Annotated in this window: 17 protein-coding genes, 1 other RNA gene and 1 pseudogene; 8 read left to right on the top strand and 11 right to left on the bottom strand. The window is 48.3% G+C overall.

Annotation, left to right across the window (positions count from 1 at the left end; genetic code table 11):
- Positions 1–130 precede the first annotated feature (130 nt).
- On the top strand, positions 131–922 hold the full coding sequence (locus tag F3J30_RS14705) for an inner membrane protein YpjD (RefSeq protein WP_003863130.1): 792 nt from the start codon (positions 131–133) through the stop codon (positions 920–922).
- Positions 923–940: 18 nt separating this feature from the next.
- Positions 941–2,227, top strand: coding sequence for an HlyC/CorC family transporter (locus tag F3J30_RS14700; protein WP_041162107.1), 1,287 nt, complete (start codon positions 941–943; stop codon positions 2,225–2,227).
- A 54-nt stretch (positions 2,228–2,281) separates the two neighbouring features.
- Here the strand turns inward: F3J30_RS14700 and grpE are convergent, their stop codons facing one another.
- Positions 2,282–2,875 (bottom strand): nucleotide exchange factor GrpE, encoded by a 594-nt coding sequence (grpE, locus tag F3J30_RS14695; RefSeq protein ID WP_166717699.1) that lies wholly within the window; start codon positions 2,873–2,875, stop codon positions 2,282–2,284.
- A gap of 122 nt (positions 2,876–2,997) precedes the next feature.
- Here grpE and nadK point away from each other — a divergent pair, with 122 nt between their 5' ends.
- The 3 genes from nadK (at position 2,998) to bamE (ending at position 6,100) form a co-directional block, all read left to right on the top strand.
- Positions 2,998–3,876 carry an NAD(+) kinase gene (nadK, locus tag F3J30_RS14690; RefSeq protein WP_041162108.1) on the top strand — a complete coding sequence of 293 codons (879 nt, stop codon included), beginning with the start codon at positions 2,998–3,000 and terminating at the stop codon, positions 3,874–3,876.
- A gap of 85 nt (positions 3,877–3,961) precedes the next feature.
- Complete coding sequence (gene recN, locus F3J30_RS14685) at positions 3,962–5,623, top strand: DNA repair protein RecN (RefSeq protein WP_014071414.1); 1,662 nt, start codon at positions 3,962–3,964, stop codon at positions 5,621–5,623.
- Positions 5,624–5,761: 138 nt separating this feature from the next.
- On the top strand, positions 5,762–6,100 hold the full coding sequence (bamE, locus tag F3J30_RS14675) for an outer membrane protein assembly factor BamE (protein WP_014071415.1): 339 nt from the start codon (positions 5,762–5,764) through the stop codon (positions 6,098–6,100).
- Positions 6,101–6,199: 99 nt separating this feature from the next.
- Here the strand turns inward: bamE and F3J30_RS14670 are convergent, their stop codons facing one another.
- The gene (locus tag F3J30_RS14670; RefSeq protein ID WP_166717698.1) at positions 6,200–6,487 is read right to left on the bottom strand and encodes an RnfH family protein; all 288 of its coding nucleotides are present in this window, start codon (positions 6,485–6,487) and stop codon (positions 6,200–6,202) included.
- Positions 6,477–6,914: a type II toxin-antitoxin system RatA family toxin gene (locus F3J30_RS14665; protein ID WP_041162109.1), complete on the bottom strand. Its 438-nt coding sequence runs from the start codon at positions 6,912–6,914 to the stop codon at positions 6,477–6,479. The genes F3J30_RS14670 and F3J30_RS14665 overlap by 11 nt, the downstream gene beginning before the upstream one ends.
- 156 nt (positions 6,915–7,070) lie before the next feature.
- Between F3J30_RS14665 and smpB the strand changes: the two genes are divergently transcribed.
- The 3 genes from smpB to F3J30_RS14650 all read left to right on the top strand — a co-directional run bounded on the left by smpB (position 7,071) and on the right by F3J30_RS14650 (position 9,450).
- The gene (gene smpB, locus F3J30_RS14660) at positions 7,071–7,553 is read left to right on the top strand and encodes an SsrA-binding protein SmpB (protein WP_014071418.1); all 483 of its coding nucleotides are present in this window, start codon (positions 7,071–7,073) and stop codon (positions 7,551–7,553) included.
- 90 nt (positions 7,554–7,643) lie between these two features.
- Positions 7,644–8,006: a transfer-messenger RNA gene (gene ssrA / locus F3J30_RS14655) on the top strand.
- Between the two features lie 202 nt (positions 8,007–8,208).
- Positions 8,209–9,450, top strand: coding sequence for an integrase (locus F3J30_RS14650; protein WP_137469059.1), 1,242 nt, complete (start codon positions 8,209–8,211; stop codon positions 9,448–9,450).
- A 301-nt stretch (positions 9,451–9,751) separates the two neighbouring features.
- On the opposite strand, the gene F3J30_RS14645 is transcribed toward F3J30_RS14650, so the two are convergent.
- The 8 genes and pseudogenes from F3J30_RS14645 to F3J30_RS14615 all read right to left on the bottom strand — a co-directional run bounded on the left by F3J30_RS14645 (position 9,752) and on the right by F3J30_RS14615 (position 22,341).
- The gene (locus tag F3J30_RS14645; protein WP_101506694.1) at positions 9,752–10,684 is read right to left on the bottom strand and encodes a DUF4365 domain-containing protein; all 933 of its coding nucleotides are present in this window, start codon (positions 10,682–10,684) and stop codon (positions 9,752–9,754) included.
- 216 nt (positions 10,685–10,900) lie between these two features.
- A complete protein-coding gene (locus tag F3J30_RS14640; RefSeq protein WP_166717697.1) occupies positions 10,901–13,762 on the bottom strand; it encodes a tetratricopeptide repeat protein in 2,862 nt (953 codons plus the stop codon).
- A 546-nt stretch (positions 13,763–14,308) separates the two neighbouring features.
- Positions 14,309–14,967, bottom strand: a pseudogene (locus tag F3J30_RS14635) (integrase core domain-containing protein); the annotation flags it as partial.
- 171 nt (positions 14,968–15,138) lie between these two features.
- Positions 15,139–16,758 (bottom strand): DUF2326 domain-containing protein, encoded by a 1,620-nt coding sequence (locus F3J30_RS14630; RefSeq protein ID WP_086527712.1) that lies wholly within the window; start codon positions 16,756–16,758, stop codon positions 15,139–15,141.
- Positions 16,748–16,921, bottom strand: a complete 174-nt coding sequence (locus tag F3J30_RS22730) for an ABC-three component system middle component 7 (protein ID WP_307720221.1) — start codon at positions 16,919–16,921, stop codon at positions 16,748–16,750. The genes F3J30_RS14630 and F3J30_RS22730 overlap by 11 nt, the downstream gene beginning before the upstream one ends.
- Before the next feature lie 34 nt (positions 16,922–16,955).
- On the bottom strand, positions 16,956–17,735 hold the full coding sequence (locus tag F3J30_RS14625) for an ABC-three component system protein (protein WP_086527710.1): 780 nt from the start codon (positions 17,733–17,735) through the stop codon (positions 16,956–16,958).
- A 350-nt stretch (positions 17,736–18,085) separates the two neighbouring features.
- On the bottom strand, positions 18,086–20,035 hold the full coding sequence (locus F3J30_RS14620) for a UvrD-helicase domain-containing protein (RefSeq protein WP_047059530.1): 1,950 nt from the start codon (positions 20,033–20,035) through the stop codon (positions 18,086–18,088).
- Positions 20,032–22,341, bottom strand: coding sequence for an AAA family ATPase (locus F3J30_RS14615; protein WP_047059529.1), 2,310 nt, complete (start codon positions 22,339–22,341; stop codon positions 20,032–20,034). The genes F3J30_RS14620 and F3J30_RS14615 overlap by 4 nt, the downstream gene beginning before the upstream one ends.
- Positions 22,342–22,812 lie beyond the last annotated feature (471 nt).

Raw genomic sequence — 22,812 nt, 5'->3', positions numbered from 1 at the left:
AGCGACACATACACAGAATTTTGCCGGAGTATAACATGAAGGCGGCTTTGTTGTTATGCAACGGTTGGAGCACGCGTCACGTAACGTTATACTGCTTCTCTTTCTTATTAAGACAACTGTCGACGCCTATATGCCTGTTTTCGCACTGATCGCCCTTGTTGCCTACTCTGTCAGCCTCGCGCTGATCATTCCTGGCCTGCTGCAAAAAAACAGCGGCTGGCGGCGTATGGCTATTCTTTCGGCGGTCATCGCACTGATAAGCCACGCTTTTGCGCTGGAATCGCGCATAATTCCCGGCGACGGTAGCGTGCAAAACCTGAGCGTGCTTAACGTCGGCTCGCTGGTCAGCCTGATGATCTGTACGGTGATGACCATCGTAGCATCCAAAAACCGTGGCTGGCTGCTGCTGCCGATTGTCTATGCCTTTGCGCTGATCAATCTGGCTTTAGCCACCTTTATGCCAAACGAGTTCATTACCCATCTGGAAGCCACGCCGGGAATGCTGGTGCATATTGGCTTGTCGCTGTTCGCGTATGCCACGCTCATTATTGCCGCGTTGTACGCGATGCAGCTGGCCTGGATTGACTACCAACTGAAAAACAAAAAGCTGGCCTTTAACCATGAAATGCCACCGCTGATGGTCATCGAACGTAAAATGTTCCACATCACCCAGGTCGGGGTAGTGCTGTTAACGCTTACGCTCTGCACTGGCCTGTTTTATATGAAAAACCTGTTCAGCGTGGAGAATATCGATAAAGCCGTCCTCTCCATCATTGCGTGGTTTGTCTATATTGTCCTGTTATGGGGCCATTATCATGAAGGCTGGCGCGGTCGCCGCGTGGTCTGGTTCAACGTTGCGGGTGCTGGCATTCTTACTCTTGCCTATTTCGGTAGCCGCTTCATACAGCAATTTGCTGGCTAAGTAACAAAGGAGTTCCCCCTGGAACACATCTCTACCACCACGCTGATCGTCACGCTGATCATCATGGTGGTCATATCTGCCTATTTCTCGGGCTCGGAAACCGGCATGATGACGCTAAACCGCTATCGGCTGCGTCACCGCGCTAAACAAGGTAACCGCGCCGCACGTCGTGTAGAAAAGCTGCTGCGTAAGCCGGACCGCCTGATTAGCCTGGTCCTCATCGGTAACAACCTGGTCAATATCCTCGCCTCGGCACTGGGGACTATCGTCGGGATGCGCCTGTACGGTAATGCCGGTGTTGCCATTGCCACCGGTGTGCTGACGTTTGTGGTGCTGGTATTTGCCGAAGTGCTGCCAAAAACCATCGCCGCGCTTTACCCGGAGAAAGTCGCCTACCCGAGCAGCTTCCTGCTGGCCCCGTTACTGATCCTGATGATGCCGCTGGTCTGGCTGCTGAATATGGTGACGCGTGTTCTGATGCGCATGGTCGGCATCAAAGCAGACGTCACCATTAGCAGCGCACTCAGCAAAGATGAACTACGCACCATCGTGAACGAATCCCGTTCGCAAATTTCCCGCCGCAACCAGGACATGCTGCTGTCGGTGCTGGATCTGGAGAAGGTCAGCGTTGACGACATCATGGTGCCTCGCAACGAAATCGTTGGTATCGATATCAATGACGACTGGAAAGCGATCGTCCGTCAGCTCACGCACTCACCGCACGGGCGTATCGTGCTGTACCGCGATTCGCTGGACGATGCCATCAGTATGCTGCGTGTACGCGAAGCTTACCGCCTGATGACGGAGAAAAAAGAGTTCACCAAAGAGATACTGCTGCGCGCTGCTGACGAGATTTACTATGTGCCGGAAGGCACGCCGCTCAGCACTCAGCTGGTGAAGTTCCAGCGCAATAAGAAGAAAGTCGGGCTGGTTGTCGATGAATATGGCGATATTCAGGGGCTGGTGACGGTAGAGGATATTCTCGAAGAGATTGTCGGGGACTTTACCACCTCAATGTCGCCATCGCTGGCAGAGGAAGTGACTCCGCAGAACGACGGTTCAGTGCTGATTGACGGCAGCGCCAACATCCGTGAGCTGAATAAAGCCTTTAACTGGCATCTGCCAGAAGACGAAGCCCGCACGATGAACGGAATGATTCTGGAAGCACTGGAAGAGATCCCGGCGGCAGGCACGCGGGTACGCATTGAACAATACGATATTGATATCCTGGACGTGCAGGACAATATGATTAAGCAGGTGAAAATCCTGCCTGTGAAACCACTGCGCGAAAGTATCGCTGAGTAATGTTGTAGGCCGGGTGTAAGGCGAAGCCGCCACCCGGCACTACGGAGCGGAAAATTACGCTTTCGCTTTCGCCACGGTCACCATAGCGGCACGAATGGTACGGCCGTTCAGGGTGTAACCTTTCTGCATCACGCCCAGCACTTTACCGGCTTCAACGTCTTCAGATTCCACCATAGCAATCGCCTGATGAACGTTCGGATCCAGCGGCACGTTGGTATCAGCAATCACTTCAACACCAAACTTGCGTACCACATCCAGCATGGATTTCAGCGTCAACTCGATGCCTTCAATCATGGCGGCGTTATCCGGGTTTGCTTTATCAGCCACTTCCAGCGCGCGATCCAGGCTATCGATAACCGGCAGCAGTTCGTTGACGAACTTCTCCAGCGCAAACTTATGCGCCTTTTCCACGTCCAGCTCAGTACGACGACGCAGGTTTTCCATTTCCGCTTTGATGCGTAACACGCCATCGCGCTCGCGATTCTGTGCTTCTACGACCTGGGCTTCCAGATTCGCAATTTTCTCATCGCGCGGGTCCACCTGCTCAGCAGAAGCTTCTGACTCTACGGCCTCAACTTCATCGTGCTGTTCCGTGATAATTTCTTCCGGGGCTTGCCCCTCAGGCGTTTTCTGTTCTTTACTACTCATGAATTTCTCCGCGTTTTTCTGCATTCATCTCGCTAACTTCGCTTATTATGGGGATCAGTTTCCGGGATTCAAGGGAACAAGACAGATTGTCATCATTCATTAGGCACAAGGACCTCCAGAAAATGAATAATCATTTCAAGTGTATTGGGATCGTCGGGCATCCGCGTCACCCTACCGCATTGACGACACATGAAATGTTGTATCGCTGGCTGTGCGCCAAAGGCTATGACGTGATGGTCGAACAGCAAATCGCGCAGGAGCTACAGCTCAAGAGCGTCAGAACCGGTACGCTGGCAGAAATTGGCCAGCAGGCGGATCTCGCCGTCGTGGTCGGCGGCGACGGCAACATGCTGGGCGCAGCCCGCACCCTGGCGCGCTACGATATCAAAGTTATCGGCATTAACCGTGGCAACCTTGGTTTTCTGACCGATCTCGACCCGGACAACGCCCAGCAACAGCTTGCCGACGTTCTGGAAGGCCACTATATCAGTGAGAAACGCTTCCTGCTTGAGGCACAAGTGTGCCAACAGGACTGCCAGAAACGCATCAGCACCGCCATTAATGAAGTGGTTCTCCACCCTGGTAAAGTGGCGCATATGATTGAATTCGAGGTCTATATCGATGAGATCTTTGCGTTTTCGCAGCGTTCGGACGGGCTGATTATCTCAACGCCGACGGGTTCTACCGCCTACTCGCTTTCTGCGGGCGGCCCCATTTTAACGCCGTCGCTGGATGCGATCACGCTGGTGCCCATGTTCCCGCATACGCTTTCTGCGCGTCCGCTGGTCATCAACGGCAGCAGCACCATTCGCCTGCGCTTCTCGCACCGCCGCAATGACCTGGAGATCAGCTGTGACAGCCAAATCGCGCTGCCTATACAGGAAGGTGAAGACGTGTTAATTCGCCGCTGCGATTACCACCTGAATCTGATCCACCCGAAAGATTACAGCTATTTCAATACATTAAGTTCTAAACTCGGCTGGTCAAAAAAATTGTTCTGATTTTGCATCCAGCACTTTACTGTATATAAAACCAGTTTATACTGTATGAAAACACAGTTATGGTTTTTCATACAGGAAAACAATTATGCTGGCACAACTGACCATCAGCAACTTCGCCATTGTTCGTGAACTTGAAATCGACTTCCACAGTGGCATGACGGCTATCACCGGGGAAACCGGTGCAGGTAAATCCATTGCCATTGATGCTCTCGGCTTGTGCCTGGGCGGGCGTGCTGAAGGCGACATGGTGCGTACTGGCGCAAACCGCGCCGATCTCTGCGCCCGCTTTTCACTGAAAGATACCCCCGCCGCTCAGCGCTGGCTGGAACAGAACCAGCTTGAAGATGGGCGTGAGTGTTTACTTCGCCGTGTGATCAGCAGTGATGGCCGCTCTCGTGGCTTCATCAATGGCACGGCCGTACCACTTTCCCAGCTTCGCGAGCTTGGCCAGTTACTGATTCAGATCCACGGCCAGCACGCTCACCAACAGCTTGTTAAGCCCGAGCAGCAAAAAGCCCTGCTCGACGGCTACGCGGGTGAGTATGCACTTACTCAACTGATGGCAGAACACTACCGCCAGTGGCACCAGAGCTGCCGTGAGCTTGCTCAGCACCAGCAACTGAGTCAGGAGCGTGCCGCACGTGCTGAGCTGCTTGATTATCAGCTAAAAGAGCTGAACGAATTTAACCCGCAGCCAGGGGAATTCGAGCAAATCGACGAAGAGTACAAGCGTCTGGCCAACAGCGGCCATTTGCTCTCAACCAGCCAAAATGCCCTGAACCTGCTGGCGGATGGCGAAGACGTTAACCTGCAAAGCCAGCTGTATAACGTACGCCAGTTAGTCACCGAACTGGCAGGCATGGACAGCAAACTTTCTGGCGTACTGGATATGCTGGAAGAGGCCGCCATCCAGATTTCTGAGGCGGGCGATGAACTGCGCCACTATTGTGAGCGACTGGATCTCGACCCTAATCGCCTGTTTGAGCTTGAGCAACGCATCTCTCGCCAGATTTCTCTGGCGCGTAAACATCATGTATCACCGGAAGAGCTGCCAACCTTTTATCAGAGCCTGCTGGATGAACAGCAGCAGCTCGACGACCAGGCCGACTCGCAAGAAACCTTAACGCTGGCGGTGAATCTACATCATCAGCAGGCGCTGGCGACGGCAAAACAGCTGCACGACATCCGTCAGCACTATGCGCAGGAATTAAGCCAGCACATCACCGAGAGTATGCACACGCTGGCAATGCCGCACGGTGTGTTCACGATTGATGTTCGCTTTGAAGAAAACACCCTGACGGCTGAAGGTGCGGACCGTATCGAATTCCGGGTGACCACAAACCCTGGTCAGCCCTTACAGGCCATTTCTAAGGTGGCGTCTGGCGGTGAGCTGTCCCGTATCGCCCTCTCCATCCAGGTGATTACGGCACGTAAAATGGAAACCCCGGCGCTCATTTTCGATGAAGTGGATGTGGGGATCAGCGGCCCAACGGCGGCCGTGGTAGGCAAACTGCTGCGCCAGTTGGGTGAATCCACTCAGGTAATGTGTGTCACCCACCTGCCGCAGGTGGCTGGCTGTGGTCATCACCACTTTATCGTCAGCAAAGAAACTGATGGCGAAATGACCGAAACGCACATGAAGCCTTTAGATAAGCGCTCGCGTTTACAGGAGCTGGCGCGCCTGCTGGGGGGAAGTGAAGTGACGCGCAACACCCTCGCGAACGCGAAAGAACTGCTGGCTGCCTAAACTTTTTCGGGATCTCAGAGTCATAGAGAACAACAAAAACGCCGCCAGACCAGTTTCAAAGTGGGGCAAGGTCTATTATCATCGGCATATTACATATGAGCCGCGTACTGCTCGGGCCCGAAAAGGAATCAAATCACTATGCGCTGTAAAACGCTGACCGCTGCCGCAGCGGTTCTTCTGATGTTGACCGCAGGCTGTTCCACTCTGGAGAAAGTGGTTTACCGTCCTGACATCAACCAGGGGAACTACCTTACCCCTAACGATGTGTCCAAAATCCGTGTAGGGATGACACAACAGCAGGTCGCTTATGCACTGGGAACCCCGATGATGTCCGATCCGTTCGGCACAAACACCTGGTTCTATGTATTCCGTCAGCAGCCTGGTCATGAAGATGTGACCCAGCAGACCCTGACGCTGACCTTCAACAGCAGCGGCGTGTTGACTAACATCGACAACAAACCTGCGCTGACCAAATAATCAGGTCAGAAATGCAAAAAGGTGCTCAATGAGCACCTTTTTTGTTTTCTTTTATCCCCTCGCCCCTCTGGGGAGAGGGTTAGGGTGAGGGGAACAAAACTACTTACCCGATTTCTCCGCACGCTGGCGACGCAGCTCTTTCGGGTCGGCAATCAGCGGTCGATAAATCTCCACCCTGTCGCCCTCTTTCAGCACACCTCCCAGTTTTACCGGGCGGCTGTAGATACCGACTTTGTTTTTTGCCAGATCGATATCACTGCGAAGCTCAAGCAACCCCGAGGCACGAATGGCGTCCTCAACCGTTGCATTCTCTTCAAGCGTAACGCGTTGCAGATACTGTTTTTCCGGCAGCGCGTACACCACTTCTACAGCAATCTTATGCGACACTGTAGACCTCTTTGGCCCGCGAGGTGAACGCCTGAACCATGTTTGAGGCCAGCTCTTTGAAGATACGGCCAAACGCCAGCTCTATCAGCTTATTGGTAAATTCAAAATCGAGATGGAATTCAATGCGGCAGGCGTCAGCGCTCAGTGGCGTAAACTTCCAGCCCCCCATCAGGGTTTTGAACGGGCCATCGACCAGATGCATCAAAATACTCTGATTATCGGTCAGCGTATTGCGGGTCGTGAACGTCTTACTGATCCCCGCTTTCGAGACATCCACGGCCGCCGTCATCTGCGTCGGGCCAGATTCCAGTACCCGGCTACCGGTACATCCCGGAATAAACTGCGGATAAGACTGAACATCGTTCACTAACTGATACATTTGTTCCACGCTGAAGGGGACAAGCGCAGTACGGCTAATCTGAGGCATAGCATTTTCCATGGTCACACAACGGACAAATAATAACATTTATCACCTGTTAAAAAAACGCTAAGCCTCATCTCGTGCTAATATAGCGCGTTAGACCTCACAGGACGCAATGAGGTGACTTTTTGAAATCAGATTACCGACGGCTTTACGACACCTATGACGAAGAAAAAAGCACATAAACCAGGTTCGGCGACCATTGCACTTAACAAGCGTGCTCGCCATGAGTATTTCATCGAAGAAGAATTCGAAGCAGGCCTTGCATTGCAGGGCTGGGAAGTAAAATCGCTGCGCGCCGGCAAAGCCAATATTGGTGATAGCTATGTGATCTTCAAAGACGGCGAAGCCTTTTTGTTTGGCGCAAACTTTACGCCGCTGACGGTCGCCTCTTCGCACTACGTATGCGATCCAACCCGCACCCGTAAGTTGCTGCTGAACAAGCGCGAGCTGGATTCCCTTTTCGGGCGCATCAATCGCGAAGGTTATACCGTGCTGGCCCTGTCTCTGTACTGGAAGAACGCCTGGTGCAAAGTGAAAATCGGCGTCGCGAAAGGTAAGAAGCAGCACGACAAACGTAACGATGCTAAAGATCGCGAATGGCAGGTCGATAAAGCGCGTATCATGAAGCACGCAGGTCGTTAATTTCAGGATACTTATTGAGCGATTCAATAAGTTAGCGTTCCGGGCTGGTATCCAGGAAGTGAAATCTGGTATACTCAGTTCAACACTATTGGGGCTGATTCTGGATTCGACGGGATTTGCGAAACCCAAGGTGCATGCCGAGGGGCGGTTTGCCTCGTAAAAAGCCGCAAAAAAATAGTCGCAAACGACGAAAACTACGCTTTAGCAGCTTAATAACCTGCTAAGAGCCCTCTCTCCCTAGCTTCCGCTCTTAAGACGGGGATCAAGAGAGGTCAAACCCAAAAGAGATCGCGCGGATGCCCTGCCTGGGGTTGAAGTGCTAAAACTAATCAGGCTAGTTCGTTAGTGGCGTGTCTGTCCGCAGCTGGCGTGCGAATGTAAAGACAAACTAAGCATGTAGTACCGAGGATGTAGAAATTTCGGACGCGGGTTCAACTCCCGCCAGCTCCACCAAAATTCTCCATCGGTGATTACCAGAGTCATCCGATGAAGTCCTAAGAGTCCGCACGGCGCAAGCCCTGCGGGCTTTTTTGTGCCCTCAATTTGTCCCGCGAAGTCCGAAGAGAACTAATTAAATCCGAACATTTTAGGCCCATTGATAGGCCCAACGAAAAGCTCTATTGTTTTCGTTGGGCCTAAACGCATGGAGACTCCCATGGCAAGAAAAACCAAGCCGTTAACCGATACGGAAATCAAAGCCGCCAAACCTAAAGATGCCGATTACCAGCTGTATGATGGTGACGGGCTTACTCTGTTAATCAAGTCCAGCGGTAGTAAGCTCTGGCAGTTCCGTTACTATCGACCTCTGACAAAGCAGCGAACCAAGCAGAGCTTCGGTGCCTACCCTGCTGTCTCACTTTCTGATGCGCGTAAACTCAGAGCCGAATCTCGAGTTTTATTGGCAAAAGATATTGATCCTCAGGAACACCAGAAAGAACAGGTGAGGAATTCACAAGAGGCCAAAATCAACACCTTCTTGTTAGTTGCCGAGCGTTGGTGGAATGTGAAGAAAGCCAGCGTAACAGAGGACTATGCCGACGATATCTGGCGTTCGCTTGAGAGAGATGTTTTCCCAGCAATCGGTGATATCAGCGTCACTGAGATTAAGGCTCATACTCTGGTTAAAGCTGTTCAGCCGGTTCAGGCCAGAGGTGCATTAGAGACTGTTCGCCGCCTTTGTCAGCGTATTAACGAAGTCATGATTTATGCGCAGAACACAGGCCTGATTGATGCGGTTCCCAGCGTGAACATCGGGAAAGCATTCGAGAAACCGCAAAAGAAGAACATGCCAAGCATCCGCCCGGACCAACTTCCGCAGCTAATGCAGACCATGCGTACTGCAAGTATCAGTGTGTCCACGCGGTGTCTGTTCATGTGGCAGCTTCTCACCATTACCCGTCCTGCCGAAGCCGCGGAGGCTCGATGGGATGAGATCGATTTTGATGCTAACGAATGGAAAATTCCTGCTGCTCGAATGAAGATGAACCGGGACCATACGGTTCCACTATCCGATGAGGCTCTCTCTATTCTGGAAATGATGAAGTCACTCAGTGGTGGCCGAGAGTTTATCTTTCCCAGTCGCATCAAACCAACCCAGCCGATGAACAGCCAGACTGTGAATGCGGCACTCAAGCGCGCTGGTTTAGGAGGCGTACTCGTATCTCACGGTTTGCGTTCTATCGCCAGTACGGCACTCAATGAAGAAGGATTTCCTCCTGATGTTATTGAGGCAGCACTGGCTCATGTAGACAAAAATGAGGTACGTCGCGCTTATAACCGTAGTGATTATCTTGAGCAACGGCGACCGATGATGCAATGGTGGGCTGATTTGGTAAGCAAGGCCGACAGCGGAAGTAGTGTTGAAAACGGGAAGAGGGTGTTCAAACTCGTTGGCTAAGTTTCTAGTTGGACTGGTTTGAATGACTAGTTTCCCTGTAAAAAATAGCATTAGCCCTGACCGATTTAGTAGGTAGATTACAATCGAATCAGGGTGGTCAGCTTTGACTCAAAAGGTCTCTTCGCTTTGCAAGTATAGCCAGAGCCTTCTCTTGACAAAATCGGTGTATCCTGTAATTTGATCGCGCGCTCCCCGGCTCTCGCGCGCGATCATACCTACACGCGCTTCTCAGGTATGTGTTTGATCTCAAAGGCATTTATGTCTGCGAGTAGGACAGGATTGTGAAGAGGGGGGACGCGCCCTAATTCTTCGTTGTTTTCCTATAAATGCTTTCCAGCCTAAGCTCTTGAAAGACTTTCTGCCTAATCAAAGCTCTTTCCTTCCAGTTGTCTTCATAGATGATTTGCTCATCTAGTCTTACATATACTACGCAGTTGCCTTTATCTGAGAAATGCACGTTTCTATACACCGCCAGCACTTTTCTATTTACGAAGATCTTGTTTCCATTCTGCACTGTTGTTCCAGGCAGAGTTTGGATCTGGTGCGGAGTTTTTCCGAGTATTTGTTTGGCAAATGGCAAGACTGTCAAGCTATCTCGAATATGCGATTGGGCTCGTGTTATTCTTGTTAGATGTCGCCATGCATAATTGCTGATGGATATCGTTCCAAGGCAGCTGGATACAATTCCTCGGATTTTAGAAAATCTAGGACGAGACCATTCTCGTACTTGAGCAGTAGTGGTGAATACTGGAACGGTAAACCTTCCCATTCCACGTATAGGTTCGCGCTGTTTATGTATAAGTCGCTCGATTTCAAATCTGGAGGCTGGTGTCAGAATGTGATTTTCAGAAACTGATAAGGTCTCAATTGGCGTTTTTTTGTCGATGAGCTTCCAGTAAATCTTTGTTTCTGGATCAAGGCGTACCCAAATTAAAATTACGGGTTGATTGGTAGCTTTCCACTTTCTCAAGTGATCTTTATCAATATTCTGTAAGCGCCATCGATTTTTTGTCGGCGTCCACCGCCCGAAGCTTGATCCGGTTTTAACTTGCACTGCTACTTGTGCGTGGGTTGGGCTGGGAAAATTGACTGGATACTTCAACTGAAGATCAAGGGCCCCTATTCCTTCTCCACGCATGGTCTCACGTAGAGCTTCTCCATTGAAAATTAGAGATAACACACTTGCAGCCAAATTCTCACCAGCATTGCCTTGGTCGAAATCAAAGATGTTCATCAAATTTCCGTGTAATTATCATGCTGAACTTATCAGCACTTTTGAATACAGCGACAGTAGAATCTAATCGACTGTCTAACACATATTAGGATCAACTTAGGGATGCTAGGGAGTGACTGCTGTGTGTTACGACAGCAAACACATGGCAGTTTTCTGCTTGTCTTGACAGGCTGTAAACGACCAATTGCATCCGTTCAAGAATGGACCAGGAAAATCCTAAGCCCCCGGTAAATGGGTGCTTTCTCGCCGCTTCAGCTCTTCCAATCTCCCCACCAACGCATTTTTATACTTCCCTGCCTGGCACGCCTCCAGCGCGGCCTCCGTTTGCTCGATTGCAGCCTCTGTTGCCCCCAATGCTTCATGGCATTTACTAAGCAACTCATGATAACTAGCGATGCGCTCAAGCCCTTTTTTATCGTCTTTGGCAAGCACAAGAGCACGTTCAGCGGTCTTCAATCCATCGCCAAGTTTGCCAACTCCTAATTCTGCCTCTGCCTTGCGATACAATAGCCAATGGTCCATGTTGAGGACTTCAGGCGGAATCTTCAAGATTGTATCCAACGCCTCATCCGACATTCCGGCTAAAAGGTACATTTTGGCGATTGCGCGTGCGTCATAACTCCTGAATCCAGGTTTACTCCCTAGTGCCGTCGCAAATACAACCCCGGCCGCCGTGATTCTATCGCGTAAATCAGTCTTTCCTGCTTCGCCTGCTGCTACTGCAGTATTACCAAGCGACTCGCACGCACTAATCCATTGGCTCTTATCAACCAATTCGGGTGGCATGGAGAGAATCTCTGGGAATCCCTCAGCCAGCGCCACGCAAATCTCCGGATGCTGATAGGCAAAAATGGAGGTGAAAGACAGGTAGGCCTCATAAAATTGGTCTAGTCCTTCTAAAGCCGACAGAGCAATCACATCTGCAAGAGACTGCACCTGCTCAGTATTGCTCACCGCCTCGTTGGCAACTTTCCAATAGGAGCGAAGTCGCGCGACGGATGCTAATGAGACTCGTAATGGAACATCCCACGGAGCTGCGATAACTCGCTCGACGAGAGTTTGCATTGCATGCGCTCCCGCCATTTTAATTGATTCGTCGGCCTTGTTCTGTGTCCCCATATGCGCAATCTGCAGATAAGTTGCATGCCACTCGGGACGAATCTCTAGAAGCTTTTGAAAGCAGCTCAGAGCCTCTTCAAATCTACCGCAGCGGCGCAATGCCTTGCCCTGATGGTGCAAAAGCTCGAGATTCTCTTCAGATGCTGGATCTCCTTGCTGAGCCTTGCCATATTCTTCTGCACAAGCACTGAAGTACTGAAGTCGAGCGTCATGATCCAGTGAATAGGCAAATGCCTCTTGCGCATCGATGACACAAAGCAGCTCTTGCAATGGCGCTCCGCAGTGAATACTTCGGCGATGAAGTTCCTGATCTTTTACAAGGTTACGGCCACTATCCAGTTGCAACAAAGCGTAAGTCAGCCAATCTGGCTGCTGGGTCTGACGTCGCTTATAGCTTTCCGTAAGCTGAGATGTGCATAAGTGAATCTGTCGAATTACACTAGGGAGCATCTCCCCCGAGTGCTTTTCAACATACTGCGAAACGGCGGTGGCAATGAGTTCGACATCTGGTTTGTCACGAACGGCTTGGCAGATGAGGTCGTGCACAGACAGAAGCCCTGGCGCGACTGCAGGTTTTAGTATCGACAGACGCTGAAGGTGAAACTTTACGGCGTGCCCTAAGAAATGCCCGAGAAACTTGGCGTCATTCGAGAATGATCCAGAGTTTGCAATCTTTTGCAGACCAAGGAGATATCTTGAGTCCAATCTCTGCAAGATATTGCCCATAATTGCTGCGCCATTACTATCTGAAATGACCTGCGGTTCGGCGAGTATTTCTTCATAGACTTCTTCGCGCGGTACGTTTTCGGCTTCGACCAGCTTACGAACAGTTGCGAGAATAAGGGGGGAGAATCTACAAGCCTCGATAAATTTTGCTGCTGTTGCACTTAGCCTATTACTGTCCTCGCCCAAAATGGCGGCAGCCACCTCCGCCGAGGCTGTAGGCATATGAAGCACTGATTTGCTCGCTGGATTGAGCTGTGAAGTTACTATTACATGACCACCTCGCTCGAACCCCTTCGAGAGATCATCAAGTGAGTTCTCGACTAACTCACGCTCCAAGCTGTCGATAACAAGCAACGTCTTATAGTTATTGAAGATGCCCGCCACATTAACAGCGACGCCACCTCTAGCGCGTTGAACTGAACTTAGCGAGGAGTCCGGCTTCCAGTCCCCCCCAGAGATCCATAAGTAGTTTTCGTAACGCGAACCTTCCTGATGCAGGTAGTCGATAGTCGCCTGCGTCTTACCAGAGCCGCTGATGCCGGTTAGTAGACAAACACGGTTTCCCTGAGCGAAGTGGTCGCGTATTGCAACCACCACAGCAGCATCGGAGACGTGATTTTCACATGATGCAGGAGCCTTGCCATAATAGGCATAGTTGTCGAGGTCTTGGGAAAAACCAGGGAAAAAACCGGTATAGAAAGCAGCAGCCGTGTGATTCTGCGTGGAGAACTCGAAGATTAGCCTTGCCAACTCGCGTGCATCAAGAATGTTAAGACGCTCTCCATGCTCCTGAGCGATCGCCGTGCAATTGAATTTCGCGCGAAAAGATTCTGGCTCCTCCTGGCTACATATCAGATAGATTTTTTGGGGCAACTTACCTGCTGCATGGTCAAGGACATGCTGAACATCTTTCTCGATCTTAGCGTAAGTCGTAACGGGGGCTTCGGGATTGTCGCCCTCTGTATCTTGCCCGGCTGACGCTTTGCTAACCTTGCCATGGAAGTACTCTTTCTCTGCGCTGTATTCACCGGCGACCGTGAAACCTTGCGAAAAGGTGTCGACAGTGTATCCAACAGGCCTATATTCTTTATTAAGCCCGTGATGGATTAGGCGATTTTCCTCGAGCAATTCAATGAGACTATGTCCAACGATTTCGAGAGAAGAAGCATCCAGCTCGACGACCTCGCCGATTAGGTTACCAATGATTCTTTTTTTAATAAGATCTGACTGCATATGCTTTCTCTCTCTCGAGTTAGGACCAGCCAGCTAAACGCTGATAAGCTGGGTACGACAGGTGGAAGTGCGGCTTCACGATAGTAACCACTCACCTGCATGGTAGCTAGTGCATGTAATTATTGGAAGTCAAGACTGTAAAGATTAACTGGCCGATACCCTCATAAGCGTCCGCTTTAGATTCCCCCAATGTGAGAATGCATGCGCCGATTTGCAATTTACGTTACTACGTAAAATGTGTCAGTGTTTGGCAGCCCCGCAAATCTGGAATTTACGCAACAGCATAGTTTTCGTCCATATTTCCGATACTGATTTCCGATACTGCTGACGCTTAAAAATGTGTCTCCATAGCTCCAGTAAGAACCGGTCGTTCGTGAACGTCAACTCTTGACACAAAGAGACAGTTACTGCCTCGATGAGTTTAAACTTGTATCGATTCAGTGATGCTGAACGGCGTGGATTTGAGTATGGCTGTTGACCTGCCCCCAGTATTAGATACAACCGTCAGTTAGTAATGTCGGTTTGTTTACCTTCACATTTTTCATTTCACCACCGTGCTGCAAACTCTGATGACGTTTGATAATTCAGGGCTGTATGTGGACGACACTCGTTATAATCCTGCCGCCAGTCATTAATGATTTTCCTGCCGTGAACGATATCGCTGAACCAGTGCCCATTCAGACATTCATCGCGAAATCGTCGTTAAAGCTCTCAATAAATCCGCTCTGCGTTGGCTTGCCCGGCTGGATTAAGCGTAACTCAACACCATGCTCAAAGGCCCATTGATCCAGTGCGCGGCAGGTGAACTCCGGCCCCTGGTCCGTTCTTATCGTCGCCGGATACACGCGCTTGTGATTAACATGAAGGCCTTCACGGCACAGTAACTGCCAGATACGGCGGTAGCCAAAACACCTGCGCTCCAGTGCCAGCTTAGTGATGCGCTCTGATAAATGCACATCAGCCGCCGGACGCTGAGCCTCATAGCGGCAGTTCGACATGGACAAACCTGTAAGCCTGCAGGCACGACGTTGCGACAGACCGGTCGCATCACACATAAACTTAACGGCTTCCCGCTTCTGGTCTGTCATCAGTACTTTCGCCCCAGAGCCACCTGAAGTGCCTCACTATCCAGCATCGGCAAGCAGCTTCTTGAGTCTGGCGTTCTCTTCCTCAAGCGACTTCAGGCGCTTAACCTCGGGTATCTGCTTTCACTCATGAACAGGCCTGGGAAGTTTCAGGCCTTTTTTCAACATCTGCGCTAATAAACAGAAAACTATTAGCTTGGACGTATTAGCTCAGATTTAAGGTGCCAGTGTTAACCAAACTTTCATCAAAAATTTTTTAGAGCATTTACACAATGCTAATAACGCAGCAAGTTATTGCTGCTCTCTCCAGTCCTTATTGTATAACAATTCATTATCGCTCAATTTAAGCACAGTGTGAGTACGCAATAATCCCTCTGCCATCGCCCCAAATTTTGGTGCTTCATCAAACGCAAGGAATATCTGCTTACGCTTCACTGATGCTAATATTCGAATGATGTTTCTTGTCGCTGGCACCTCAATATTCTTGTAGAGCACCGAGTCATGGATGATGAATGGTAGATGAGTGAGTGAAAGCATAGCGAGATCAAAGCCAACTAAACCAGCGTAAGCCTTCCCGGTACCTGTGTCTTCAGGAGAGATAAAACTGAATGAACTTGCACTTTTTATTCTAAGTTGCGACGCATTTCGCTTCGGCCCATAAACAACTTGATTGAAGCCTTTCAGTTTTTTATTCAATGAAGTCTCAATATCAAGAAAAATACTGTCGTAGATATCTTCCAGACGTTTTTTTGATAAAGATACATCTATCTTAATAGCTTCTTTTTTATCATAAAACTTGTTCTCTTCAGAGGCTTTGTCCACAAACTCTTTTAGCTCAAAAACTCGAGCAAACAAGTCATCCGGTGTTCCTTTGGAAGCTAAACTGGTACGTATATTGTCCTCTAAATCGCTAATTTCAACATTGAGATTTGATATCTGCTCAGAATATGAAGCAAGATCCTTCCTAAGCTCTTTCTGGACCGTTTTACTAATATTTTGGTGAAAAGACTCAACCAGTTCAAGTCGTTTAGCATCAACATTGGGGAAAAACTCCTGAACAAGAGCAATATTAGCACTCAATTTCGGTGTTATCCCTAAGAGATCTCGTTCGATACGGTCTTTTTTTGTCAGTATTTCGTTTCGTTGGTTAGCCAGTTGATTTTTCTGCTGTTGCAGTTTACGTAGGCTCTCATCGAAAAGTGCTTCATAAGCACTAAGAGCTCCTGTAAACCCCTGCTTTAAAGCTTCAATAGTATTCATCTTACTTGTAATAATACTTTGATTGGCCTTGTATTGAGTTTTATTAATCTTAGGTATTATTCCCTCACTCATCGACTTAGAAATGATTTTTTTTCTTTCATTATGTGCATCCAGAATAGATTTCTCTTCAGCTATATCATCTGAACGTTCAAAAAGATCGATAAGTCGTCCAATAGCAACTCCTGCGGCCTCTCTAGCATCACTGAAAAATGGTTGTTCTGGGTCCAAAGCACCTTTATTCCAGATTCGACTAAAAGGACTCACCAGCGAGCGAAAGCTATTTCTTAAATATTCTAAATCATATAACTTTTTAAGTTTAGCCGTGTATTCTTCAATACTTATCTTACCTGTAACTTGATAGTCCTTAGTACAAACCAGGATAATACTCGGTTCATTAGTTGAACGACTGAAAAAAGACTTCACCCCATTAAAATCAAATTCAAAAATATAGGCATGATGCCCCAATGACTTGATAATACCAGCCTTATCCTCCAGCAGTGACGTTCCTCCCATAGCAAAATCAATTATCATTAATGCAGAAGATTTTCCAATGGAATTTTTGGCATCATCATCACCAAGAATAACATTCAACCCAGCATGAAAAGATATTTCACCACGATTTAATAATGAACAGATTATTTTAGTCAGCATAATTTATCGTTCCAGTCGAGATATCAAAATCAATCAAACCTAAAACATAAAGGATGTCTAAAGCATGTAGACACTCTGAAACATCCTGGAACCTCCCCGCAGTTCTAACTAACAAATCAGATAATATCTCGCTTTTTTCTTCATTCTCTAAAATTACATGCATTTTGAAAATAGTGGACTCTTCAAGTGTTGTAAACTTAGTTGGAATTAGCATCGAATACCTCACAATTTTGAACAAAAAAAGAAGCAAGGATTTGAGATGCTAAAAGAGATTTTCCTGTTCTTGAACATATCCATGTTGAGATATAGTTAAAAATAAGATCTTTGTTTTCGGGATGCAGCCTTTCCATAACTAGATAATATGAATTTATTTGATTCTGCAATATTCTTATCGCCGCCTGATCCCGCTGCTCGATTAGACGAATATGGTTTCTGATTGGTACGAAAAAATCGATAACGTTTTTCCGAATCTCTCTCTTTTGTAAAGGACTGATACCAGTCTTAAGCTTTTCATTTAGTGAACTAACATCTAGTTTAGTTTCAGACAGGTCCCCATAACTTTCATCACCAGTAGCTATAAGATCCAATATCTCTTTAACCTCATCCTGAAGGACATACTGGGATGCGGTAAGCCTTGCCTGCGTCTCGCTAAGAAAGCCATCTTTAATATCACGGAGCCTAGAGTATTCTTCAATCTTAAAATCTTTGTCATACTTTGTGTGACAAGTTGGACACAGTAGAATCACGTTATCAAGAGCATTAATATCATCTGGAGCTGAATATCGTTCCAAAGCTTTTGCTTGTGCAGGGTTCGGGTTTAAAGGATAAATGTGAGCAATCTCATAACCGATAGTTGGATGTTTAGAGTTTGCCTTTTTAAACATCATAGATAGTCTACAGAGCGGGCAACATCCCCCTGTTTCCCCATACAAAATGCTATGCTCGTTAGCATGGTACTTGATCCTTGCTTTGGCCATTTCCTAAACCCCGTCCGATTTATTTAGATGTCCTTACCGTCATCTACATTCAAATAAGTGCAACGAGAGAATGAATCTCGCGCCACTGAGGCTTACAACTCAGCGTTCCAGTAACAACACAAGCTATTGATAAGCCACTGTATTTACTCCTAATTTATTAACGATAAAGATCCCAGAATTTGTAAACAAGCGCAAGAACAAAATGAGAACAGCCCCCCCTCCAGAGAGAGGGGTTACAGCCGATATGAGCATTCCTGCATATGCTACATTTTCGTTTCTTTAAGTGCATAAGGTGATCTGTGGCGATTCAGTGCGATATCTTCCAACTAATATCAAATATGTCTGAAGCATTATGTGATTATTTGTATTTCATCTTCAGCAAACCATTGACTCTCCTTGATTCGAGCCATTGCTGCAGCTGGATCGGACGACCAAAGCACTAAGGCGAGCGATTCTTGCGCCCTGCTACAAGTCACGTACAGCAAACGTAAAGTCCGGTCAATTGTTGTCTCCTTACCAGCCTCTGCATTCTTTTTATCTGTTGGACTTAACTGCGTACCACCAAAAATTTTGTCGTACTTGATGAGAGTCCCACCAGCAAGAGCATCATCCATTACAACCATGACGTGATTGAACTCAGAGCCTTTAACTACCTGATGTGTTGCGAGCTCTGAAATCCCAGCAAGGTAATTCCGATAGCACTTAAGTTGTTTCCATGGAGAAGCAAACAGTGCACACCATCCGCGGCGCATTCTGGTTTGCTTTGACTCATCCTCACCACGTCCAGGAGCTTGCGGGGCTGGTGACTTGTCGACATAAGCCTCTAGGAGTCGATGATCAACCTCGAATAAGTTTGCACTCAAGACTGGCGCTAACACCTCAGCGATCGTTGACTCAGAGTTGGCGCAAGCCATTGCAAATATCGCTATCGCCTCGAGCATTTCATCAGTACGTTCAACTCTTGCTTCTGAGTCCTCAGGCATATTGCCTAAACCGCCATAACGTCGAAAAACCTCGGTGGCCTTAAACTCATTAACGATTCCTTCATCACTGACGCAGGCTTCTAAATGCGCCAGCTCATTAAGCAAAATTTGTACTGTTGAAGGCCCCTTATTGTCCCCACTGCCAGATGGTGCTGCAGCGTTGGGATCTAACAGAACCATTGCCTCATAGACATCAAGAAACGAGCCACGAGTGGCGACAAGCTTATGCTCAAGCGCAAGCAACTGATATTGCCCTTGATTCCAATCTGCTAAACCACTAATTTCAAACATTCGCTCAGCGCACCAGCGTTCACTAAGCACTTTATCTTCTGGACTTCGTGATGTATCCCCCAAGAAGAGCCGAACCGTTCCACCAGCTTTTTCCGTTCGGGGATGTTGTGCTGACCCCTTTGTTGGTTGTGTCCTGCCTTCAAATTCAGTTTCCCAGATTTTATTAATCAGTGTGACTATCCGTCGTTGACTGCGATGATTCATTTGTAACTCAGGCGTTGCCCAGCTTTCCGGAACAATGCTTGGAAGATCGGCATGACCATCCATATAAATTCGTTGTCGATGATCTCCCAGCAGACCAAGAGTCAAATCTCTCTCACTTTTTTTGGCAAGCTCCATCAAGGAGTCCAGTACACCTTTCATCGTGTCCTGCGACTCATCAATCAGTATGATTGGATGTCGATCTTTGAGAATGGATTGGAGTGTTGGCTTATTTTGAAGCAACCAAGCTGTAGCATCGAGTACGTAATTGTGTGGTAGTGCACCAGGTCCATATGTATTGCGATCGGGATGGTATTTGAATACTTCAGTTGTCCGAAGAGCCTCGATTTCATTCGTGATTTCGTCAAGGTCACGCTGTTTTGCTGCAGTAATACCCCTCGGTTTCGCTTGTGCCTCTGCAGTCTCTTTAGCGAGTTGAGCTTCTTTTACTGCTATAAGGGACTCCCGAATGTCATCGTTGAACCCATTAATTAACTCCCAGCAAAACGAATGGATGGTAGACACACTGACTAAATTATTGTCCCCAAGACGTCTGTTGATTACAGAGACAGCATTCTTGGTGTAGGTCACAACTCTAATCGAACGCCCATACATCTTCAGGGACCGTGCTAATTGTCCCCCCTTCTCATGCTCAGTCACACCAGTAAGGCGACGCAAAACTTCTACCAAAGTTCGTGTTTTACCAGAACCAGCCCCTGCAAAAAGGAAGTAGTTACGGGGTGGTATGTCTGTAAGGTAGCCGCAAATCTCTTCAACTACCCCTGCATCGCGATCATTGTCGTCAAGGGCTGATGAGTTAGTCATGGCATCACCTCCTTGCTTGGCTCAAGCTGTGTCTGGAGCCATTCCAATGCATCCTCGATATATTTAGGACAGACTATCGGCTCATCCGCAGCAACCATTTCAAAGATACTTGCGGCAAAGTCTCCTTTATTAAAAGATCCATGCATTAATTTATGCAGAGCTGCGAGCAGTTCTGGAATATTATCATTTTCAGCGACCTGTCTTGCTACTGAGCCCAGTGCTCCCTTCGGCGGTTTGATTTGCTTCCCATCGCCATCGACTTTTTCATCAATAAGTTGCTTAAACCAAGGGATATTTCTCAGAATTAGAGAGTCTTCAAAAGTACTTGGCCATTGACCATCAGCTTCAACTACAGGCAACTGCCATGCAAAACGTACAGAACACTCGGCAATTTCTTTCCAGACAAGATGCTCATTTTTCGGGTTCTTGTAATCCTCAAGCTGTTGCAACTTAGGGTGCCATCCGCGAAGAGTCGGGTTCCCACATTGCAGTCCGGGTTGTCCTGTATTAGCCACAGCAACTAAGGTTGTAGTCGGATCCCCATTTTTTTTAGGCTTACCTGGTCTTTCTTCAACTGGATCGATATCAGTAATAATTACAGTTGGAATACGGAGTCTTTCAACGAGAGCTCTTAGCCGATGAGCATGGCTGCCACCAATATCAAGGAAGGACAGATAGCGACTGTTGAGTGTTGCAAAATCTCTTTCAATGAAAAGAGGTAACAGCATTCGTTCAGCAACCCCCTCGACAAAGATTGCAGCATTGGCAAATAAAAGATCTGTGTGTTGAACGCGAAAATAACGTTCAGCGAATTGACGGGTTGTTTTATCATCACCAAAAACTTGCCCAAGATTAACCACCTCAGTGGTAGGCATGTTTTGTTCTTCACTCTTGGCAACGCGGCGAACATATCGTAGCCGGTCAAAATTCTCAGCATGAGCTAAATGGCTAGAATGAGTACTGATAATCAGTTGGCTTTTAAGACCTGACTCATCGCTACCGTTAGGACTGATGAGCTTATGTGCCTTACCCGAGAAAATACGTTGTACCTGTACGTGCAAATGAGCCTCGGGCTCCTCAATCATAACCAGATGAACAGGTGCGGGAGCGCCCTTTTCAGGATTTAGGCGAGCAGCTTTGAAAGAAACTAGTTGGTAACTAAGGGACTGTAAATTCTGATAACCGAGACCAATGGAATATTCCGGGAGAAGCTCTTCTAGTGAATCCTTCTGCATGCTGTATTGAACAGCTGTCCCATGGTCGAGTAATTCGGCTGTCTGTATGCGCGTTCGGAAACGAATCTCTTGGGGGTCATGCAAGCCGGGGTACCCAAGCTCTTTAACCTCTTCTACCGATGGACCAATAGCCTCATGAATCTTTTTATCTAGTTCCTGCTGGGCATCAGCAACAGCTTTTATGAGGTCAGCTCGGTGCCCATGACCTGTTGCTGCCACATTAAGATGCTGTCGAGCAAATTTGAGAAGCTGATTGGAGAATAAACCTATGCGATGGGTGCCAGAAGCAGACCGGGAATCAGCTTCCTCACTACCAAGGCCACGCTGTGCAGCCACAAAGTCTACTTTTATAAGTTTCTGAAGATGCTTACGATCAATTGGGCTTGAGTCAGCATCCAGTACCTGGCTAACGTAGGTCTTTATCCCGTCCAAAGGGTTGTTATCGGCATCTAACTTGTAGGCCCGAACTTGGCCGAGTTGAGAAGGTTCTCGCAGCCAAAAATCAAGAAGATCAATCGGCCACGCAAGCGAATCCTTTCCCATATCCTTCACAGGTATTCTCGTCAGGTGATACTTCCAAGCCAACTGCTTCAGATCCTCAATGTTCGTAGCAGGTTCCAGACGCAATCGGACACCTACCCCGCCCCCCTTCCAACTGAATTTTGACAAGAACGGGGAGACATAGTGGAACATGCCGGCCTTAGCATCGAACCATAGATCTAGCGTTGGCATCGCCGAAATTAAGGTTCCAAGTTGCTCTTCCCATTCACCTTCGGATGCGCCAGACGTAGACGGGTCTTCTTCTAATGCGTCCCAAACTCTTCCAAGTTCCCGCAATTTTGGCCATTGAGAAACACTGATGTCGAAAGCACCAAATGACGAGCCATCTGCGAGGAAGTGGCGCAGCGCTGCCAGAATTGATGTTTTGCCGCTATTATTAGCACCGACGAGAATAGTAGTCTTAGGATCAATCTCAAGCTGGACCTTACCAAGTCGGCGGAACTGGCAAAGCTCAACAAACCGAAGGGATATCTGTCCAGATAATGATGTAGTGGCGTCTGCTGCTGACATTGTGGCTCCTCTCAATCCGTATAGGGACGCGCCAACCTGTAGCAGCTTAGCGCCACGCCGTAAGCTCGAGTCCTTCCACCTTGATGCTGTTGAGGCACAATTAGAAAGAATTGACACGGCAAGTCATATTACCGCTTCGCTAAAAAATGCCAATCCTTAAATATACTCTAACTGATTCATGTCACAGTGTTTTTGGGCATCGGGTTAGCAATCGGCATGGCCTGTAGATTCGCGTAATGACGTAAACCCACTTGTTTAAGAACTATGTTCAAATATAAATCCTTCCTGAGAGTGATCCTCCCCCAGCGCCAGAAGGCGCTGATAAGTACCAGCAGACACATAAAACAGTTGTTCGACGGAACACTGATGTTGCATGACTACGACGGTAAGGCTGCAGAGGCTTTGGCCATGATGCGTGCGCCGAGCAAAATGACGAAGACGGGGATGCTTGAAGGCCTGTGTATCGCCTGA

The sequence above is a fragment of the Enterobacter sp. Tr-810 genome (assembly GCF_011752765.1).
In the GTDB taxonomy this organism is placed as follows: domain Bacteria; phylum Pseudomonadota; class Gammaproteobacteria; order Enterobacterales; family Enterobacteriaceae; genus Enterobacter; species Enterobacter soli.
The sequence above is the reverse complement of the archived record's forward strand: the minus strand, read 5'-3'. Positions and strand labels throughout refer to the sequence as shown.

Excerpts from the sequence above, each read along its gene's own strand:
- F3J30_RS14705 (WP_003863130.1), top strand. The coding sequence starts at position 131 with ATGCCTGTTTTCGCACTGATCGCCCTTGTTGCCTACTCTGTCAGCCTC.
- grpE (WP_166717699.1), bottom strand. The coding sequence starts at position 2,875 with ATGAGTAGTAAAGAACAGAAAACGCCTGAGGGGCAAGCCCCGGAAGAA.
- nadK (WP_041162108.1), top strand. The coding sequence starts at position 2,998 with ATGAATAATCATTTCAAGTGTATTGGGATCGTCGGGCATCCGCGTCAC.
- recN (WP_014071414.1), top strand. The coding sequence starts at position 3,962 with ATGCTGGCACAACTGACCATCAGCAACTTCGCCATTGTTCGTGAACTT.
- bamE (WP_014071415.1), top strand. The coding sequence starts at position 5,762 with ATGCGCTGTAAAACGCTGACCGCTGCCGCAGCGGTTCTTCTGATGTTG.
- F3J30_RS14665 (WP_041162109.1), bottom strand. The coding sequence starts at position 6,914 with ATGCCTCAGATTAGCCGTACTGCGCTTGTCCCCTTCAGCGTGGAACAA.
- smpB (WP_014071418.1), top strand. The coding sequence starts at position 7,071 with ATGACGAAGAAAAAAGCACATAAACCAGGTTCGGCGACCATTGCACTT.
- F3J30_RS14650 (WP_137469059.1), top strand. The coding sequence starts at position 8,209 with ATGGCAAGAAAAACCAAGCCGTTAACCGATACGGAAATCAAAGCCGCC.
- F3J30_RS14645 (WP_101506694.1), bottom strand. The coding sequence starts at position 10,684 with ATGAACATCTTTGATTTCGACCAAGGCAATGCTGGTGAGAATTTGGCT.
- F3J30_RS14640 (WP_166717697.1), bottom strand. The coding sequence starts at position 13,762 with ATGCAGTCAGATCTTATTAAAAAAAGAATCATTGGTAACCTAATCGGC.
- F3J30_RS14630 (WP_086527712.1), bottom strand. The coding sequence starts at position 16,758 with ATGCTGACTAAAATAATCTGTTCATTATTAAATCGTGGTGAAATATCT.
- F3J30_RS22730 (WP_307720221.1), bottom strand. The coding sequence starts at position 16,921 with ATGCATGTAATTTTAGAGAATGAAGAAAAAAGCGAGATATTATCTGAT.
- F3J30_RS14625 (WP_086527710.1), bottom strand. The coding sequence starts at position 17,735 with ATGGCCAAAGCAAGGATCAAGTACCATGCTAACGAGCATAGCATTTTG.
- F3J30_RS14620 (WP_047059530.1), bottom strand. The coding sequence starts at position 20,035 with ATGACTAACTCATCAGCCCTTGACGACAATGATCGCGATGCAGGGGTA.
- F3J30_RS14615 (WP_047059529.1), bottom strand. The coding sequence starts at position 22,341 with ATGTCAGCAGCAGACGCCACTACATCATTATCTGGACAGATATCCCTT.